The 16,229-nt window shown below is 38.5% G+C and carries 16 protein-coding genes, 1 rRNA gene and 6 pseudogenes; 14 read left to right on the top strand and 9 right to left on the bottom strand.

Translation table 11 applies throughout. The features are described from left to right. Positions 1-218 (top strand): annotated as a pseudogene (locus MLE14_RS20375) (transposase domain-containing protein); the annotation flags it as partial. Positions 219-346: 128 nt separating this feature from the next. On the opposite strand, the pseudogene MLE14_RS20370 reads toward MLE14_RS20375, so the two are convergent. The 3 genes and pseudogenes from MLE14_RS20370 to MLE14_RS20360 all read right to left on the bottom strand — a co-directional run. Continuing rightward, a pseudogene (locus MLE14_RS20370) lies at positions 347-463 on the bottom strand (cell wall hydrolase); the annotation flags it as partial. 18 nt (positions 464-481) lie between these two features. Next, on the bottom strand, positions 482-1,372 hold the full coding sequence (locus MLE14_RS20365; RefSeq protein WP_031538344.1) for a manganese catalase family protein: 891 nt from the start codon (positions 1,370-1,372) through the stop codon (positions 482-484). 24 nt (positions 1,373-1,396) lie between these two features. After that, on the bottom strand, positions 1,397-1,606 hold the full coding sequence (locus MLE14_RS20360; protein ID WP_031538343.1) for a YuzF family protein: 210 nt from the start codon (positions 1,604-1,606) through the stop codon (positions 1,397-1,399). Positions 1,607-2,344: 738 nt separating this feature from the next. On the opposite strand from MLE14_RS20360, the gene MLE14_RS20355 reads away from it, so the two are divergent. Next, a complete protein-coding gene (locus MLE14_RS20355) occupies positions 2,345-2,668 on the top strand; it encodes a DnaB-like helicase N-terminal domain-containing protein (protein ID WP_076315514.1) in 324 nt (107 codons plus the stop codon). Here the strand turns inward: MLE14_RS20355 and MLE14_RS20350 are convergent. Continuing rightward, a pseudogene (locus tag MLE14_RS20350) lies at positions 2,584-2,769 on the bottom strand (transposase domain-containing protein); the annotation flags it as partial. The gene MLE14_RS20355 and the pseudogene MLE14_RS20350 overlap by 85 nt on opposite strands. Positions 2,770-2,790: 21 nt before the next feature. On the opposite strand from MLE14_RS20350, the pseudogene MLE14_RS22860 reads away from it, so the two are divergent. Further along, positions 2,791-3,009 (top strand): annotated as a pseudogene (locus MLE14_RS22860) (IS66 family transposase); the annotation flags it as partial. Between the two features lie 110 nt (positions 3,010-3,119). Here MLE14_RS22860 and MLE14_RS20340 read toward each other — a convergent pair. Then, positions 3,120-3,302: a hypothetical protein gene (locus MLE14_RS20340; protein ID WP_041844988.1), complete on the bottom strand. Its 183-nt coding sequence runs from the start codon at positions 3,300-3,302 to the stop codon at positions 3,120-3,122. 2 nt (positions 3,303-3,304) lie between these two features. After that, the gene (locus tag MLE14_RS20335) at positions 3,305-3,745 is read right to left on the bottom strand and encodes an Hsp20/alpha crystallin family protein (RefSeq protein WP_150917682.1); all 441 of its coding nucleotides are present in this window, start codon (positions 3,743-3,745) and stop codon (positions 3,305-3,307) included. A gap of 280 nt (positions 3,746-4,025) precedes the next feature. Here MLE14_RS20335 and MLE14_RS20330 point away from each other — a divergent pair. Together MLE14_RS20330 and MLE14_RS20325 are read left to right on the top strand one after the other, a co-directional pair. After that, positions 4,026-4,718, top strand: a pseudogene (locus MLE14_RS20330) (YcaO-like family protein); the annotation flags it as partial. Positions 4,719-4,741: 23 nt separating this feature from the next. Further along, positions 4,742-6,301 (top strand): annotated as a pseudogene (locus MLE14_RS20325) (SagB family peptide dehydrogenase). Between the two features lie 100 nt (positions 6,302-6,401). Here the strand turns inward: MLE14_RS20325 and ligD (MLE14_RS20320) are convergent. Continuing rightward, positions 6,402-7,304, bottom strand: a complete 903-nt coding sequence (ligD, locus tag MLE14_RS20320) for a non-homologous end-joining DNA ligase (RefSeq protein ID WP_243300253.1) — start codon at positions 7,302-7,304, stop codon at positions 6,402-6,404. Between the two features lie 51 nt (positions 7,305-7,355). Here ligD (MLE14_RS20320) and ligD (MLE14_RS20315) point away from each other — a divergent pair, with 51 nt between their 5' ends. The 6 genes from ligD (MLE14_RS20315) (at position 7,356) to MLE14_RS20290 (ending at position 12,863) form a co-directional block, all read left to right on the top strand. Next, complete coding sequence (gene ligD, locus MLE14_RS20315) at positions 7,356-8,327, top strand: non-homologous end-joining DNA ligase (RefSeq protein ID WP_243300252.1); 972 nt, start codon at positions 7,356-7,358, stop codon at positions 8,325-8,327. A 79-nt stretch (positions 8,328-8,406) separates the two neighbouring features. Further along, positions 8,407-8,667, top strand: a complete 261-nt coding sequence (locus MLE14_RS20310; protein WP_243300251.1) for an alpha/beta-type small acid-soluble spore protein — start codon at positions 8,407-8,409, stop codon at positions 8,665-8,667. A 562-nt stretch (positions 8,668-9,229) separates the two neighbouring features. Beyond that, complete coding sequence (locus MLE14_RS20305) at positions 9,230-10,066, top strand: pentapeptide repeat-containing protein (RefSeq protein ID WP_243300250.1); 837 nt, start codon at positions 9,230-9,232, stop codon at positions 10,064-10,066. Positions 10,067-10,464: 398 nt separating this feature from the next. After that, the gene (locus MLE14_RS20300; protein ID WP_243300249.1) at positions 10,465-10,917 is read left to right on the top strand and encodes a DUF2521 family protein; all 453 of its coding nucleotides are present in this window, start codon (positions 10,465-10,467) and stop codon (positions 10,915-10,917) included. 50 nt (positions 10,918-10,967) lie between these two features. Further along, a complete protein-coding gene (gene cwlD / locus MLE14_RS20295; RefSeq protein ID WP_243300248.1) occupies positions 10,968-11,690 on the top strand; it encodes an N-acetylmuramoyl-L-alanine amidase CwlD in 723 nt (240 codons plus the stop codon). A 117-nt stretch (positions 11,691-11,807) separates the two neighbouring features. Next, positions 11,808-12,863 (top strand): Mrp/NBP35 family ATP-binding protein, encoded by a 1,056-nt coding sequence (locus tag MLE14_RS20290; protein ID WP_243300247.1) that lies wholly within the window; start codon positions 11,808-11,810, stop codon positions 12,861-12,863. A gap of 82 nt (positions 12,864-12,945) precedes the next feature. On the opposite strand, the gene gerD is transcribed toward MLE14_RS20290, so the two are convergent. Continuing rightward, entirely contained in the window at positions 12,946-13,587 is a 642-nt protein-coding gene (gerD, locus tag MLE14_RS20285; RefSeq protein ID WP_243300246.1) for a spore germination lipoprotein GerD, read from the bottom strand. Positions 13,588-13,775: 188 nt separating this feature from the next. Between gerD and MLE14_RS20280 the strand changes: the two genes are divergently transcribed. Beyond that, on the top strand, positions 13,776-14,399 hold the full coding sequence (locus MLE14_RS20280; protein WP_243300245.1) for a KinB-signaling pathway activation protein: 624 nt from the start codon (positions 13,776-13,778) through the stop codon (positions 14,397-14,399). Positions 14,400-14,479: 80 nt separating this feature from the next. Here the strand turns inward: MLE14_RS20280 and MLE14_RS20275 are convergent, their stop codons facing one another. Continuing rightward, positions 14,480-15,232, bottom strand: coding sequence for a polysaccharide deacetylase family protein (locus tag MLE14_RS20275; protein WP_243300244.1), 753 nt, complete (start codon positions 15,230-15,232; stop codon positions 14,480-14,482). Positions 15,233-15,536: 304 nt separating this feature from the next. On the opposite strand from MLE14_RS20275, the gene MLE14_RS20270 reads away from it, so the two are divergent. After that, a complete protein-coding gene (locus MLE14_RS20270; protein WP_313897615.1) occupies positions 15,537-15,746 on the top strand; it encodes a hypothetical protein in 210 nt (69 codons plus the stop codon). Positions 15,747-16,027: 281 nt separating this feature from the next. Beyond that, positions 16,028-16,229: ribosomal RNA gene (locus MLE14_RS20265) — 16S ribosomal RNA — on the top strand; the annotation flags it as partial.

Here is a 16,229-nt window from a genome sequence, read left to right as displayed (position 1 = left end):
GAAAAAACTGGCTCTTTTCCGTCAGTGAAGCTGGTGCAAAAGCCAACGCCATCTGTTTAAGTATCGCAGAAACGGCAAAAGCAAACGGAGTGGATTTCTATCGTTATCTCTTGAAGTTACTGACGGATTTTCCGAATCTTGATATCTATCAACATTCGGAAATTTTAAATCAATATATGCCTTGGTCAAAAATGATCCAAGCAGAATGTGGCAGATAAAATGAAATCACCGTATATCTGATTAAAAAAATCATGATATACGGTGATTTATGATGCGTACGGTTAAGGTATGCTTATTTTTTATAGTTCGGGCTTACAAAAGAAAAGCATTACCTCAAAGGAAGTAATGGATGAAATCGTTCTCCTTTAATTAGTCTCCTTGCTAACCTAATTTCTGTTTCTCTAGCTGCTTGGTAAAAATATCCTCTTATAGTTGCTTCAAATCCTCCAGGTCGTTGAAAAACTTTCCTACAAAAAATCTATTATAAATTTTCCATTAGACGTTTTTTGATTAATTCATAATCGTCCCTAGTAATACCAGGAGCAAATTCTTCAGGTAACTCCTCTAAGTTTGGAATTGGTCCGCCTTCAGGAGTACCAATTTTCACTTCAAGCGGTTGCCCATTTTCCGGATTTGTTCCTTTCCAAATCATTCCGATATCCCTGTATTCTGTTTCGCTCCATGTGAATAGCACATTGCTTAAGCCTTTTTCTATGAACGGTCTGGCATAATCAAATTTTGAGTTATCAAGATTTGGAACTGGAAGCATTTTCGTCAAGTCTACCCCTGTAGCAATTTCGATTGCTTTCGCATAGGCGAGGATATGTGTTCCTCCACGAACAAGTAAATACCCAATCATGGTTCTAGCAACTGGGTTATCAGTCATCTCATAAACTCTCATTTTATGTGTACGTGCACCAATCTCTAGAAAAAAGTTATGTGTTAAATCTAAAACCAGATTTCCACTATTAAAAACATTATCACCAGTCCAAGGTCTTCCCATTGAATCACCTGGTATAGCCGTTTGAGCTGTAGAAATAAAATGGTGGGTGTTTCTCGCATCCTTCCCATTTTGAAGTGGAGTGATATCCGGATTCCCTGGAAAAGTATTACCTACCGATAACAAATTAATCGTATTAGAAACAAGTTCTACATGACCAAATTCTTCTGCTGTAATGCTTGCCACTAACTCATAGAATGGTTTTAGCTTTTTTTTATTTCTGAAGTTAAAAGACTGAAACATATAGTTATTTAAGGTAGACATCTCCCCAAACTTGCCACCCAAGAGTTCTTGTACTGCTGCTGCAGCATTCATATCGCCGTGTGCGGGTATAGGAAGTTCAATTGCCAATTTATTTATTCTTTTAAACATTATTTCCCCTCCACTTCCTTTTTGTTAACCAGGAAAAACCCAAATAATTTGCTGGGTACGAATAAAAAAGGGAGTTCCGTTAGATTCGACAACAATGTGATCTGGCAATACATTTTTCAAGGAGCCACGAACGCTACCTCTTATGGTTTGAACAGTAACAATTTTACCAACAATGGTTGTTAATGTCTGATAAACATATGGATCATAAAAGCTTAACAGGTTGTTGTTTGTCATTTAGATCCTCCTATTCTAAAGTCATTCTTACTGAGTATATGTTTCTCGATATGAAAAAAGACTGAAAAACAACTGTTCAATTTGACTCTTGTTGTTAAATACTATCCTGAAAATAATAAACGGCAATAGCACATTTTTTGCAATACGAAACTAGGCCTAGCAATACCCAATTTTTTAAACTGGACCTAGGAATGACTAATCTAATCCTTTTATGTACGAATTTATACTATGGCTCGCATACGCCGATGTAATTGACAATAAAATTGAAAAGATATAGCAAGGGCTTGTAGAGTTCAAGAATAAACTTTATGGCACAGGTAATGCCATTCAAAGTATAACGAAAACTCTTGACAAACTATTTCAACGTCAGGACGAACTGTTTCAACGTCAAGACAATATTATCAAGCTACTGGAAGTTGTGTATAACAATTTATAATTGTATGGAACACCAGTAAATCTCGGGCCTATTTCAAAAATTAGAAGTCATTAAGCCGTACTCGAAAGATGGACAAAGATATATTGAAGTTGTATTTATTTATCGCTTTGAAAAATCTGTTGAAACATGTGCCGATATGATTAATTGCGACAGGAGCACCTAATTGGTATGTAAATAAATTAGCAGCAGAGTTAAGCAACAAAGGTGATGACAAACTATTCAAAACCTTATCATTACTTATTCCAGAGGAAGAATTAAAACCAGAATTAAAGAGTATAAAGGGTGGCTATAAAGATATTGATGTGGTCACTGTTTCCGAACAACTAAATCAAAAAGGGATACTGGAGGATGTGGGCGGCGTAACCTATCTTACTCAATTAGCTGGCTCAGTACCAACTACAGCGAATACCATTTATTATTGTGATTTGGTAAAATCGAAAGCCTTGCGTAGGCGAGGAATTGAAGCAGCAAAAAATATAAGATATTTATCGGAGGTACAGGAATTTGAATATGACGAGACATTTTTGACAGAAGTAGAAAATCAGGCTTTAAAAATCCGATCAATGGCGTTCTCATTACTCGCATCTACATTGGGAAGCTTCTCGAAAATGTACATCAAGTATTGATAAGGATTAAGCCCATTTTCTTTGGCTGTTTCTACAATACTATAAGTCACAGCACTAGCCTTCGCTCCTTTCGGAGTGTTTGCAAAAATCCAGTTTTTCCTTTTAGGACTTAAACACATAAAAGAAAAAACTGGCTCTTTTCCGTCAGTGAAGCTGGTGCAAAAGCCAACGCCATCTGTTTAAGTATCGCAGAAACGGCAAAAGCAAACGGAGTGGATTTCTATCGTTATCTCTTGAAGTTACTGACGGATTTTCCGAATCTTGATATCTATCAACATTCGGAAATTTTAAATCAATATATGCCTTGGTCAAAAATGATCCAAGCAGAATGTGGCAGATAAAATGAAATCACCGTATATCTGATTAAAAAAATCATGATATACGGTGATTTATGATGCGTACGGTTAAGGTATGCTTATTTTTTATAGTTCGGGCTTACAAAAGAAAAGCATTACCTCAAATGCTGGTAGGAATTTTTAATATTATTTGTCAGCTCATTTAAAATAATTTTTTTCTTTGCCTGAGGTAAATGGCAGCTTAAAATTAGCAAATCAACTAGGTCAGGTTGTTCCTCAGCAATTTCCTGCAAGTAATCCCTGCCAAACTCTTTCATAACAGGTAGCAAACTGCTCATTTTTAATGGAAATCCACATCAATTCTCTTTTTATTTGTTTGAGTTTGTTTAGGCATGATAACTTCTAGTACACCATTCTTATAAGAAGCCTTTATACCTTCCTCAGAAACAGGAGTTGGTAGTGTAATAGCTCTGTGAAAGCTACCTGTGTATCTTTCTCTCCTATGCATATTCTCTTCTTTAATCTCATTAGTTCTGTTAATTGAGCCACTAATTCTCAATACATTATTTTCAATATCAATGTTTACATCTTCTTTACTCTGTAAGCCTGGAATGTCACAAGTTGCTACTACCTCTTTATCTGTTTCATGAACATCCACTCTTATATTCCCCAATTGATTCATATCATTGTCTAAATGAAAAGGGAAATCATTGAATAATCTGTCAAAATCTCTCCTAATGTTAGTTAATTGTCTAAATGGATCATAAGGTATTAATGCCATTTGTATCATCTCCTTAGTTATTTTTAACAAATATATTTTTTACATTTACTATGTAATTATTCATTTAAGGGATAAGCTGAGTCAGTTTTAGAAAAGCATCCTATTACAGAAAAAGGAGAGCCTAGCTACAGGAGATTTATTTTAGTAATATTTTGGCTTAATTTTAAAACGAAAGGAATCTCAATAATTGTCTATCCAAAGGAATAATTGCTATTTAGAATTGAGGATAAAACAATTTATTGCCCGGATTCTTCGTTTTCAAGGCATTCAGTTCATTTACAATGATAAAGAATTACAGTTAATGGTCGACCGAGTTCGCGAGGTAACGGGATATGACCTATATTTTTATAATTCGACAATGGAACATGGAATTCCAAGTGTTTGGGCAGTGGCCAAAAACAGAAAATCCAAGGGTCTAAACCTAATTTGTGCAGCCGGAGCTAATCCTGATCCTGTTAGAGCTGTAAAAAGCTCCATTTACGAGCTCGCAGGAATGATGTTTCGGGATGATCAAAAGTTGGAGGAGAACCGGCAAACATATAAAGGGATGCTAAAAGATTCTTTTGCTGTTCGTACCATGGAGGACCATGGTATGCTGTATGGTTTGAAAGAAGCGGAGGAACGACTGAGTTTCTTATTGGATGAAGATCGCCCTTTACGTACATTTGCTGAGGAATTTAAGCCTGCACCGAAGAATGCTGACTTGAAGGATGACCTTCAGGAAATTCTAGAGAAGTTTCGTAAGTTAAACCTTGAGGTCATTGTGGTGGATCAGTCAACACCTGTAACGAAACGGAACGGATTATTTTGCGTAAAGGTATTAATTCCTGGAATGCTGCCAATGACATTTGGCCATCAATTTACTCGTGTAAAAGGGCTGAAGAGAGTACTTACGGTACCTATGCAGCTAGGGTTTACAAGTGAGCCATTATCATATGAACAGTTGAATCCATACCCTCATCCGTTTCCATAATGGAAGAATAGGAGGCTTACCGATTGGACATCGAAACATTTCTGTACCATCTTCATTTTGACACGGATAAAGTTTTTCCGCCTAATTGGCAAGTGGATTGGGAAGACGCACCGCTGACCTTTAAACTATACCGCGGCTTAAAGGAAATACCACTAACTGCTGATGTACCGTTAACGTTGAACGAACCGAGAGCCTGCGTAAAACCAAGCCTTGATGAGCTTGGCCATTTTTTATGGTATGTGTACGGCCTTACCCAGTACAATCAAACCCCTTTAGAAGACACAAAAGAAATAGCCGTCCAATCGTTGCGCAGATTTGTTCCCTCTGGCGGGGGGCTATATCCTAATGAATTATACGTATATGTAAAGTTGGAGGACGTTCCTGAAGGAATATACCATTACGATGTGGCACACCACCGACTGAAATTGTTGCGAGAAGGAAATTACGATTTCTACTTATCCAGATGTCTCGGAAATAGGTACAATATCTCTGACTGTTTTTGTACCGTTTTTATCTCGACGCTGTTTTGGAAAAATTTCTATAAATACAATAATTTTTCCTACAGGCTTCAAGGATTAGATGCGGGAGTTGTAATTGGACAATCGCTAGCAGTAGCGGGTAAAATGGGGTTTTCTGCAAGGGTTTGCTACCAATTTCTTGATAGATCTATCAATCATTTGCTTGGACTGTCAGATCAAGAAGAAAGTGTATATGCGGTTATCCCGTTATCAGTTCATGGTATTCAAAACAATCCTAAAAGAGAAGAAACGATTTCAGCTACTGAATTATGCAGGGAATTGCCGGAATTGAAGCATATTGCCTATAACCGTTCCAAGAAAGTCATTGATTATCCGATGGTATGCAAACTTTAGGAAGCATCCAGGTTTGAAACAACAAAGTCATTTGTAAGGGCAAGAAAGAGCGGCAGTGTAAAAATTCCCTCAACTACAGAGATGATCCTGCTGCCATTTACTGAGCGGAAATCGTATGACCTCGCTGCCATTTGCAGGGAGCGGCATTTTCCTGATATCGACTTCGTGATGGGAAAAGTGAGTGATACACAGCTATCCTCTTTATTGAAAGAGACATGTTCCTTCTCGTATGAGAATGACCTTGACGACACAATGGGGAATGTTGAAACTGGTGTTTCTTTATATGGAAGTTTTTATAATGTGGACGGAGTGCCAAATGGTGCATACTCCTATGACAATAACGTACATGGACTTAGGAAAATAACACAGGGGGATTACAGGGGCTTGTTACAATTGGGATTAACAATGCCCAATGTGAATTTGTATCAAGTTCCGCTCTGTATCCATATTGTTGGAGATAAAAATCATTTTACAGAAAAATTGGGGTATAGAGGGTATCGTATTCAACAAATGGAAGCGGGTATTCTTTTGCAGAGAATTCTCTTAGTGTCTTGTGCCTTAGGGATGGGGGGCCATCCACTGCTGGGATTCGATGCGAACCAATGTGATCAACTTTACAGGCTCGATTCAAAAGGAAAAACCAGTCTGATCCAAATCCCTGTAGGTCCCTATCGTCCCCGAGCCTGGCTAAAAGGAAGTTTGCATAGCTAGAAGGGACAAAAGGACTGCATTAAAAGGCTCTCAGACCTATGGCGGAGGGTCTTTTATTATTTAAAAAGTACTTTTGATCCCATGTAGCTGTACTCTGTTTTTAGTTAAACTTGGTTTTTTTAATAAATCTAAGAATCTCGTCAAGTGACTGTTCGAGTTTTTCTGTGGTAACCGTCTGAAACAAATCTCTCTTTTCTTGTATCCTTTTCATTATATTGAAAATGGTAAAGTCCTCAGGATTTACACCCGCTTCTACTTCTGCCCAGGTGAGCGGAGCAGCAACGGTTGCTTTCGGATTCGCTCTTGCCGAGTATACAGCTGGCATCGTCCTTCCTTTCCATAGCTGCAGGTAATCAAAATATAGCTTATTGCCTCTTTTTTCCACTACTCGTTCAAGGGTGATCTGCTGCGGCATTTGTTCCGCCATATAATGAGCAATAAAGGTATTGATTTTTCTTGTTTCTTCAAATGTATAATTTGACTGAATCGGAACAAATATTTGCATGCCCGAAGAACCGGACGTTCGCGGAACAGAGATAAGACCGAGTGATTCAAGAAGCTCCTTCAGTTTCATTGAAACCTCTAATACCATATTAAAGCTATTTTTATCAGGTGGGTCTAAATCGAATACCATTTCCTGAGGATAATCCGGTTTATCGTGACGATCAAATGGAACATGAAATTCGATTGCTCCGTAGTTTGCTGCCCAAACCAGTGTCGCCCGATCATTTAAAAGTATCCTCTCCTTCTTTTTATAGAAAGTATGGCTAACCCATTCTGGCGCAGTCTTTGGAACCGACCTTTTTTCGATTTTTTTGCCATTTATTCCGTGAGGATAGATCCAAATCATTAATAATCTTTCTTTGGTATGCTCAATTAGATAGGGGGCAACATCCAGCAAATAGTGAATATAGTCGATTTTTTTGATGTTTTGATCTTCCCATATCATTTTGTCCGGGTGGGTAATCTGGAGTTTTCTGTCGTCCACCACTAATTCTTCCACTAGAAAGACCTCCTGTTTTTCTATATATTTTCAGTGGTTTTCGTTCAAACTATGTATCATCTTAAAATAGGAGTGATCAATCTGGAACCTATTTTTCCAATGGAACCAGTGAGCAGTGATACTATTCCAACTGGGGAGGACTGGATCGCCCAAGTTAAATGGGATGGGGTGAGAGTCCTCACCTATGCGAATCATCAAGAAGTCCGCCTTTTTAACCGAAAAAAGAATGAACGAACTCTGCATTATCCGGAAATCACAAACATTAGTGCATACCGCAGCAGCCATTCCGTTATTTTAGATGGCGAAGTCATTTCTTTGGGGGATAATGGAAAACCCTCCTTCCAACAGGTAATGAGACGGGATGGCTTGAGGAAATTGGAGCGCTTAAAAATGATTGCAGAATCTGTACCAATCATCTATATGATTTTTGATGTTCTATACTTAAATGGAGACTGGATTCATAACAGACCGCTCGATGTAAGAAATGAAATACTCGCAGATATAATCACACCTAACGAACATATTCAGTTCGTCCCTTCTGTAACTGAGGCAGAAGCCCTATTTAATGCAATTAAGGATCAAGGGATGGAAGGCATAGTTATGAAACGAACCAGTTCCCCCTATACGATCGGAAAAAAAAGGGATGACTGGCTCAAAGTTAAAAATTATCGAGATAAAATCGCTGTCATCGGAGGCTTTACACTGGCACATGATACCGTAAATTCTATCCTGCTTGGCCTCTATGATTCCGCAGGAGGACTCCATTATGTCGGCCACACAGGGACAGGGAAAATGACTCGAAATGACTGGAAACATCTGACTAAGGAATTAAAAGAAATTGCGACCAATCATCACCCTTTTAAGAAGAAACCTGAGCGCCATGCACATGCCACGTGGGTACGCCCAGAAAAGACGGTAAAGATTAAATTTGCCGAATGGACGGAAGGCGGAGCAATGAGGCAGCCAAGTATCGAGGGATTTATTGAAGTCCCACCTCAAGAATGCAGGCTGGAAAGAACCTAATACATAAAATCTTCTCCTCGAAAAAATGAAACATGTTTTACCCTCTTTCTGGACAATTTAAAAAAGAGGAGGGAGCTTAATGGCAAGAAAAAATAGAAATAAAATCTTAGTTCCTGAAGCTCGTCAAGGCCTTGATCAGTTAAAGGCAAAAGTAGCTGGAACGAGTAATCCTGAACAAGCGAAATTTGAAGCTGCCGCAGAGGCTGGAGTCCCTCTAAAAGAAGGATACAATGGAAAATTGTCTTCTGAACAGGCTGGTAAAGTTGGCGGCAGACTAGGCGGCAGTATGGTGAAGGAACTTGTAAGGATGGCTCAAGAAAATTTGAGCAAAAAACAATAGACAAATGTTTTGGTTAGGATGCCTTATTTAGTCCATTTTGAACGATCTACCACGGTTTATATTGGCCGTGGTATTTTTTATTTGGTCTATCGAACTAGAAGAGTGAAACAAAACATAGGAGATAAAGGACAGAATCAGAATAGAAACAAAAAAGGCAAGCATATAAAAATGCTTACCCTTTTACAGACAATGCGGAAATCGATAAGATGAATTGAATATTCAACGATTAAGCTAAAGATGGAATCCCTAACAGTTTATTTAACCGGTAGCTTATTCGTTTAATAAAGAATTCAGCTCTAATAGCTAAATGCAATAGGTTTGAAAGGAAACGCATCAGAATATCCAATATCTATCCCTCCACATTAGTTTTTAGTGTCATTTTAATAACACTACTGTTAGTGTGAGTTTGGATGGAATAAATTATTCCGAGATAGTTGAAAGCTAATATTTCCTTGATTCCTTATATTTTTCATTGATTTTTACCAAAGCTATTGGATATTTATGTTAAGATAATTAACAAATAATTTAATGCTATACATTCATTAAAGGGAAGTGCGCACAGGTGTCAGTTCCATTAGAAAACAAAAATAAAAGAAAACAGGATTTACTTGCTGACTGCAAAAATTGCTTCGGTTTATGCTGTGTTGCGCTGCCTTTTGCTAAGTCGGCTGATTTTGCATTTGATAAAGATAGCGGCAATCCATGCCGGCATTTACAAGCTGACTATCGCTGTAATATTCATCAAGATCTTAGAAGCAAAGGGTTTCGGGGCTGTGCTGTGTACGAGTGCTTTGGTGCAGGACAAAAGGTATCTCAAGTTACCTTTAAAGGGAACGATTGGCGAGAACACCCTAATATAAGCGATGAAATGTTTAAAGTGTTTCCGATTGTCCAGCAGCTCCACGAAATGCTCTATTATTTAAATCAAGCTCTTCAGTTAGAGGAAGCCCAGCCTATCTTACAAATGGTACGAGAGGCTTTTGAACAGACTGAACATCTAACTAATCTAAGCCCACCATCTATTCTGGCATTAGATATTTCCGCGCATAGAGCTCAAATAAGTAACTTGCTTTTGCAAACGAGTGAACTGGTCAGGGCTAAAGTTGCAAACAGATCGAAAAAGAAATTGAAACGAGGGATGGATTGGATTGGGGCCCGTTTAAGAGGAGCCGACCTACGAGGCGCGGACTTGAGAGGTTCATTGTTAATAGCTGCTGATCTTAGAGATGCAGATATGAGGTGGATTGATCTCATTGGAGCCGATTTGAGAGATGCTAATTTAAGCGGTGCAAATCTCACAGGAAGTATTTTTCTCACCCAGGCACAAGTGAATGCGGCGAAGGGAAACCGAAATACGGTTTTACCTGATTATTTAAGGACTCCTGATCATTGGCTATAGTGTATGTGTGGCATCTCTTTAAAATGAAGCTTTTTGAGAAAAGTACCTAATGCAGGTACTTTTTTTGTTTGCCTTCTGGGCGCGCCAGTACCTAATAAAATAATTGAACAAATGAATAAAGCATGGGCGCGAAAATCGTCCAGTCAGCTTTCCGAATAAGACAGAGCTCCATGACCCAGTTAATTGAAAAATAAAGAGTAAGCCAATTTTCGTATTGGTTAAAGGGTTATTTTATCACCGTCATCTGCTCTTTTCCGAAGTTATACAATAGAACACGGCACTATTAAAAAACCTTATTATACATGGAAGAAATCATCTGTAATGGTGAGTTATTTCGTACCTTAAAAATCGGTATGAGTCACTATAAAACGATGAAGACTATCCATGAGGTGGTCAGAATGACTGTAATCCACAGCTTTATGCAAAAGCAGCGAGAAAAGGAAATTTCATTAGAAAGAAGCTTACTTAGAGAGCTTTCAATAGAGTGGTTAAAAAAGAAAACATTAGAATGTTTTATAAAAGGAATTGAATCCAACCGTTACATTCCAATATATCAGCTAGAAGAGTGCTGTCAGGATATAGCGATAGAGGCGTATTTACTTGGGGGCCGTTATGGTAAATTCGGTTACTTCGGCGAGACGGTCGAACAGGTAAAAAAACGCTGCTATGAGGAAGAAAAGTTCCTGATTGATACTCTTTTTCACTATATTGAACTGGAAGGATTTTTTGAAAATAAATCAATGATTCAAGAATCTCTCTATTTACAATGCGAACAATTTGTCCATGTCTTTTGGATGGACGGATTTTTAAAAGCTGTTAAAAGATATAAATTAAAACTGAAATGTAAATAAGTTCTAATCCTCCCCCTTGTCCCATATGATGGACTAGAGGGGGAGCGAACGTGAGAAATAATGCAAAGTGGTTTATTTTTTCGTTAGGAATTGTGGTGCTTTTTTTCATTATCCAATTTGATATCAAAAATGATGAATCATGGGATTCCTGGAACTTACCTTTGACTGGGAAAATTATATATTTGGACCCGGGGCATGGGGGAGTGGATCCAGGTGCAAGTAAAGAGAATGTAGTGGAAAAAGATATTGCACTAAATATAGCCTTAAAACTAAGGGATTTTCTTCAGCAGCAGGGAGCACTTGTTTTGATGACGAGAGAGGCAGATGTTGATTTAGCCGATCCCGATACGAAAGGATATAGCAGACGAAAAACAGAAGACCTTCATAAAAGATTGGCATTGATAAATGAGTCTGAAGCGGAGTTCTTTCTAAGCATTCATTTAAATGCATTCCCTTCCTCCAGATGGTCTGGCGCACAAACCTTTTATAGCCCGCGCTTCAAAGAAAATGAGCAAGCTGCTAAATTTATTCAGAGTGAGCTGACCCGCAATCTTGAAAATACGACGAGGAAAGCAAAGGAAATTAATAATGTCTTTCTGATTAAACATGCAGAAAAACCTGGGGTGCTTGTTGAAGTAGGATTTTTATCTAACGCAGTCGAGCGGGGAAATCTTCAAAATGAGGCATATCAGGAGATGCTGGCAGCTTCTATTTATAAAGGAATCCTCCGATATTTTTCGGAAGAGAAATATGATGAGTCTGAAGAAGAATAAACTCGCTGTAAAGTGGCGGGTTTTTCTATTCAACCAAACAGGATAAGAGAATAAACGTGAGAGCTATGTTATAATGTGAATAGATGGAAACGAATACATAATAAAGGTGGGTCAGATGTGTTAACAGAAGAAAAAGTACGGGCTCTGGTGCAAGAATTAAAAGATCCTTTCTTAAATAAATCATTGCGGGAAACAGAAGGTATTACAGAAATAAAAATTAAGGAAGAAAAAAACCACGTTAGTTTGAAAATTGCAATTGCCAAAACAGGAACATCTGAACAATTACAACTGCAAACCAAAATAGTGGACGTTTTAAAACGCTCGGGAGCAGAATCAGTCGGATTACGATTTACGGAATTGCCAGAAGAAGTTCTTGAAAAATTTAGAGGGCAGCTTAAGGGAGCTGGGAGCGGGACCTCTTTATTGAATAGTGACACTACGTTTATTGCTATTGCAAGCGGTAAAGGCGGGGTCGGAAAATCCACTGTATCTGTTAACCTTGCCATTGCTTTAGCCCGATTAGGTAAAAAAGTGGGTATTATTGATGCAGATATATACGGATTTAGTGTGCCCGATATGATGGGGATTCCAAATCGTCCTCAAGTGAGAGGCGATAAGATTATTCCTGTGGATCGTTTCGGCGTAAAAGTCATTTCAATGGCTTTCTTTGTTGAGGACAATGCTCCGGTCATTTGGCGGGGACCAATGCTTGGGAAAATGTTAAATAGCTTCTTTTCTGAAGTGGAATGGGGAGAGCTGGATTACTTGCTGCTAGATTTACCTCCAGGTACAGGAGATGTTGCACTCGACGTGCATACGATGCTGCCATCCTGTAAAGAAATCATTGTGACGACCCCTCACCCAACTGCTGCATTTGTAGCGGCTCGCGCGGGTGCGATGGCATTACGGACCGAACATGAAATTATTGGGGTTATTGAAAACATGTCGTACTTTGAAAGTAAAGTAACTGGCGAGAAAGAATATGTATTCGGAAAAGGCGGAGGCGAAAAATTGGCAGAAGAGCTCCGCGCGCCATTACTCGGACAGCTTCCTTTGGAACAGCCGGATTGGAATAAAGAAGAATTTGCTCCATCCGTGTACGAGGAAGATGAAAGGTTAGGAAAGATTTATTTAGAAATTGCTGAAAAACTAGTCAATCAATTAGAAAAATAAAAACGAAAAAGGCCTTCTTTTGAATGGCCTTTTTCATTCTTATTAAATGTGGTGCGTACTACGGTTAGACAGTGGATAACGGTTAAGAACCGCCGCCACCGCCGCCACCAGCGCCGCCACCGCCAGCCTCTTGGCCGCCGCCTTGGTCGCCCTCACCGCCTTGCTGTTGTTGGCCAGCTCCCATTTCTTCAGCCGCTTTTAATAAAACGTCTTGCAGTTTGGCTTTAAATAATGGACTTTCAAATGTATCGATGACAACGGTTTGCAAATGTTGTCTGAACGCTTGGCTTTTTAACAAGTCTTCAGTTGCTTTGGCAAGTTCGGGATCCTTCATTACTTCAATCATCATTGATCGGTACTCAGGGTCCTTCATTAAATCTTTTAAAAGGTTTTCATGTTCTTTTTGCATTGATTTAGCCACAGCCTCAGCAAATTTTGGATCAGCAAAGGCGTTCTTCCAAAATTCCATGCCTTTATCAGAGGTTAAATTCTCTTCGATTGTTTGTGAAACAACCTTTTGATCCATTACTAGCTGAGCCTGCATTTTTTCATCTGTCATAATTTCTTCAAAGGCTTTTTTGCCTTCATCTGATTTAAGAATGTCGACCATCATTCTTTTTGTCTCTTCATAGTCCATTTGACCAGTATTGGCACCTTGACCGCCACAGCTGGATAGTAATAACAGACAGCTAACGCCAGCAATAATACCCCATATTTTCTTCATGATGACCGCCTCCCTTTTTATACAGCCATTTATCTATTCTACTTAAGTAATTATCAATTCATAGTAGAAGACCATCTAGTTATTAATGTAAAACAATGTTCATTTTTTATGCAGTGTAACTTGTGGATTTTTTAAGCTCTCCTTTGGTACAATCAGGTAGTGATATTTTCGGAACGGAGGCCTATATTGTGACAAGTCGTAATTGGGTACGATTATTTTTAACAACCTTATTGGCAGGGGGAATTGCCGGAATTGTTTCAGGTTTTGCTGCACGCTGGACTGATTTCGCCTGGATGTTTTCTCCCTTTAATTTCACCGAAATCCTCTGGTCTTCTGTTTGGTTATTCGGTATTGGCTTAATTTATAGTGTCATTAGCCAAATGGGCTTCTTCTCTTATCTAACCATTCATAGGTTCGGATTAGGTATTTTTAAGTCCTTACGGCTTTGGAATACAGTTCAAATTATATTAATTGCAGTCGTTATTTTTGATCTCATTTATTTCGATTTTTGGATAGTAGCCGTGCTTCTCCTCGCATACGGGCTATTGGTAGCCTTTATAAAGGCAAAGCAAACTGACAATGATACTTTCATCTCGGCCCTATTCTTTATCGTAGCTGCAACAACGATTGAGTTACTCGCTGTATTGCGTGTAGGCGATGAGAGTTGGATTTATTTTATGATGTTTTCCCTATTAGTATGTAATACGTATCAGTTATTAAGATTACCTTACTATTTGAAACGCTCTGAAGAAGAAAGAGAAGCACGTAGAAGCAGAAAAGGTACATCAGTTACGCAATCTGTAAAAAAATAATAAAAAAGGCTGTCATCAGCGGATCCTTACCTGTATGGTAAAGATTCGCCTATAGACGGCCTTTTGCTATTGTATTAACTTTATTTAACTTCATTTGATTTTGGCTCTGCATCAGAGATCATTTGTGAAAGCGGGATAATCTCTAGGTCCTTATCTTTTAGAAAACTTATGATAAGAGGGAGGGCAACCGCAGTTTGCTTAGCGGAATCAGAAGCATGCAAAAGAATGATATCTCCCTTTTTGGCTTTCGAAACATTCGCGACAATCGCGTCTTTGCCCGGATTAGTCCAATCTTTTGAATCCACGCTCCAATGGACCACATCCAAGCCATACTGATCCGCAATTTTTAGAAACCTTTCGTCAAAATGTCCAGTTGGTGCACGGGCAAATTCTACTTTTTTGATTCCAAGCTTTTTGAAAGCAGTTAACGCATAATTGACATCCTTGCGTATTTCTTCATCTTTTATCTCCGAATAATCCTTGTAATTATACCCTAGAATCCCAATTTCATATCCATTTTTGATAATGCGTTCAACCAAATCCGGATGACGTTCGGCCCAGGCACCCGAGAGAAAAAAAGTAGCATTTTTTACTTCCTGCTTTTCTAATGTGTCCAGAATAGGACCTGCTTTTTCATCTCCCCAGCCTATATTAAAGCTTAAAACTACACCCTGGTCACCCCTATAGAAAGCTTTCGGACCCTTATCTGTTGAAAATACTGGGACTTGTACGTAATTTTGTACAAACAAGAACCATGCCGTAAATAGAGCAGTAAAAATGATCAGGAGTACATTTTTAAGACGCTTTCCATTTAAAACATAGATAAATCCCATAATCGAATTTCCACCCCTCGTTGACATCTACTATTCAACATATGCTTTGACTTTAGGTTTATGTCCAATTTTTGGACAAAGTTAGAGATGAATAAAGGGCATGGTTCAATGAAAGCGCCCAAGTTAATGAGGAAATACCCCAGTAATCGATGATTCGCCCAATAAATTCCAACGATATGTGATAAATATCAAAACATTGGAAATAACTAAAATACACCTCTATGCAATTTGAGGTTAAAATACGATGTATTTATAAAATTCTATATGTGTATTTGTATCGTTAGGGGGAATACATTTGTTTGGAATGTTGTTAAGTTCCCAAGAGCAAAAAGAACTTCAATATTTAATAAAGAAAGAGATGGATGAGATTTTATTTGATTTAGAGGATGAGCGAATTAGTAATGTGGTGAAAAGATCGATGGAGGAAAGGTATAAAATCCTGTTTTTAATGCTGCAAAGAATAGCTCCTAAAAATGAATACATAGCTTATTTACGTTCGAAAAAGTATAAATAATTAAAATTTAAATTTACGGTTGACGAACCAAGCACTTCCCTGTTATATTAGTAATCGTCGCTGATAACAAGTCAGCAACAAAACATAAAAAACATGTTGACATTCTCTTAATAGAATGTTAATATATAAAGGTCGCTGTTTTGAGAACAGTGAACAAAAAATAATAAAATCTATTGACACGATCCAAGGTGTGTGTTACAATAGAATCTTGTTCCTTGAAAACTGAACAAAGAAAAGCGTCAACGTTAATTCTATTTTTTTAAAGAGCTACATCAAACACTTTTATGGAGAGTTTGATCCTGGCTCAGGACGAACGCTGGCGGCGTGCCTAATACATGCAAGTCGAGCGGACCTTTGGGAGCTTGCTCCCAAAGGTTAGCGGCGGACGGGTGAGTAACACGTGGATAACCTGCCTGTAAGACTGGGATAACTCCGGGAAACCGGGGCTAATACCGGATAGGATTTCGGTTCGCATGAACCGAA

Origin of the sequence: Bacillus litorisediminis (assembly GCF_022808645.1) — a bacterium.
Classification (GTDB): Bacteria; Bacillota; Bacilli; order Bacillales; family JC228; genus Bacillus_BF; species Bacillus_BF litorisediminis.
Note: the sequence above shows the minus strand (reverse complement) of the source record. Positions and strands in the feature narration are given on the sequence as shown.

Excerpts from the sequence above, each read along its gene's own strand:
- MLE14_RS20365 (WP_031538344.1), bottom strand. The coding sequence starts at position 1,372 with ATGTTTAAAAGAATAAATAAATTGGCAATTGAACTTCCTATACCCGCA.
- MLE14_RS20360 (WP_031538343.1), bottom strand. The coding sequence starts at position 1,606 with ATGACAAACAACAACCTGTTAAGCTTTTATGATCCATATGTTTATCAG.
- MLE14_RS20340 (WP_041844988.1), bottom strand. The coding sequence starts at position 3,302 with ATGAGCAGTTTGCTACCTGTTATGAAAGAGTTTGGCAGGGATTACTTG.
- MLE14_RS20335 (WP_150917682.1), bottom strand. The coding sequence starts at position 3,745 with ATGGCATTAATACCTTATGATCCATTTAGACAATTAACTAACATTAGG.
- ligD (WP_243300252.1), top strand. The coding sequence starts at position 7,356 with ATGTATCATCTTAAAATAGGAGTGATCAATCTGGAACCTATTTTTCCA.
- MLE14_RS20310 (WP_243300251.1), top strand. The coding sequence starts at position 8,407 with ATGGCAAGAAAAAATAGAAATAAAATCTTAGTTCCTGAAGCTCGTCAA.
- MLE14_RS20300 (WP_243300249.1), top strand. The coding sequence starts at position 10,465 with ATGACTGTAATCCACAGCTTTATGCAAAAGCAGCGAGAAAAGGAAATT.
- gerD (WP_243300246.1), bottom strand. The coding sequence starts at position 13,587 with ATGAAGAAAATATGGGGTATTATTGCTGGCGTTAGCTGTCTGTTATTA.
- MLE14_RS20275 (WP_243300244.1), bottom strand. The coding sequence starts at position 15,232 with ATGGGATTTATCTATGTTTTAAATGGAAAGCGTCTTAAAAATGTACTC.
- MLE14_RS20270 (WP_313897615.1), top strand. The coding sequence starts at position 15,537 with ATGTTGTTAAGTTCCCAAGAGCAAAAAGAACTTCAATATTTAATAAAG.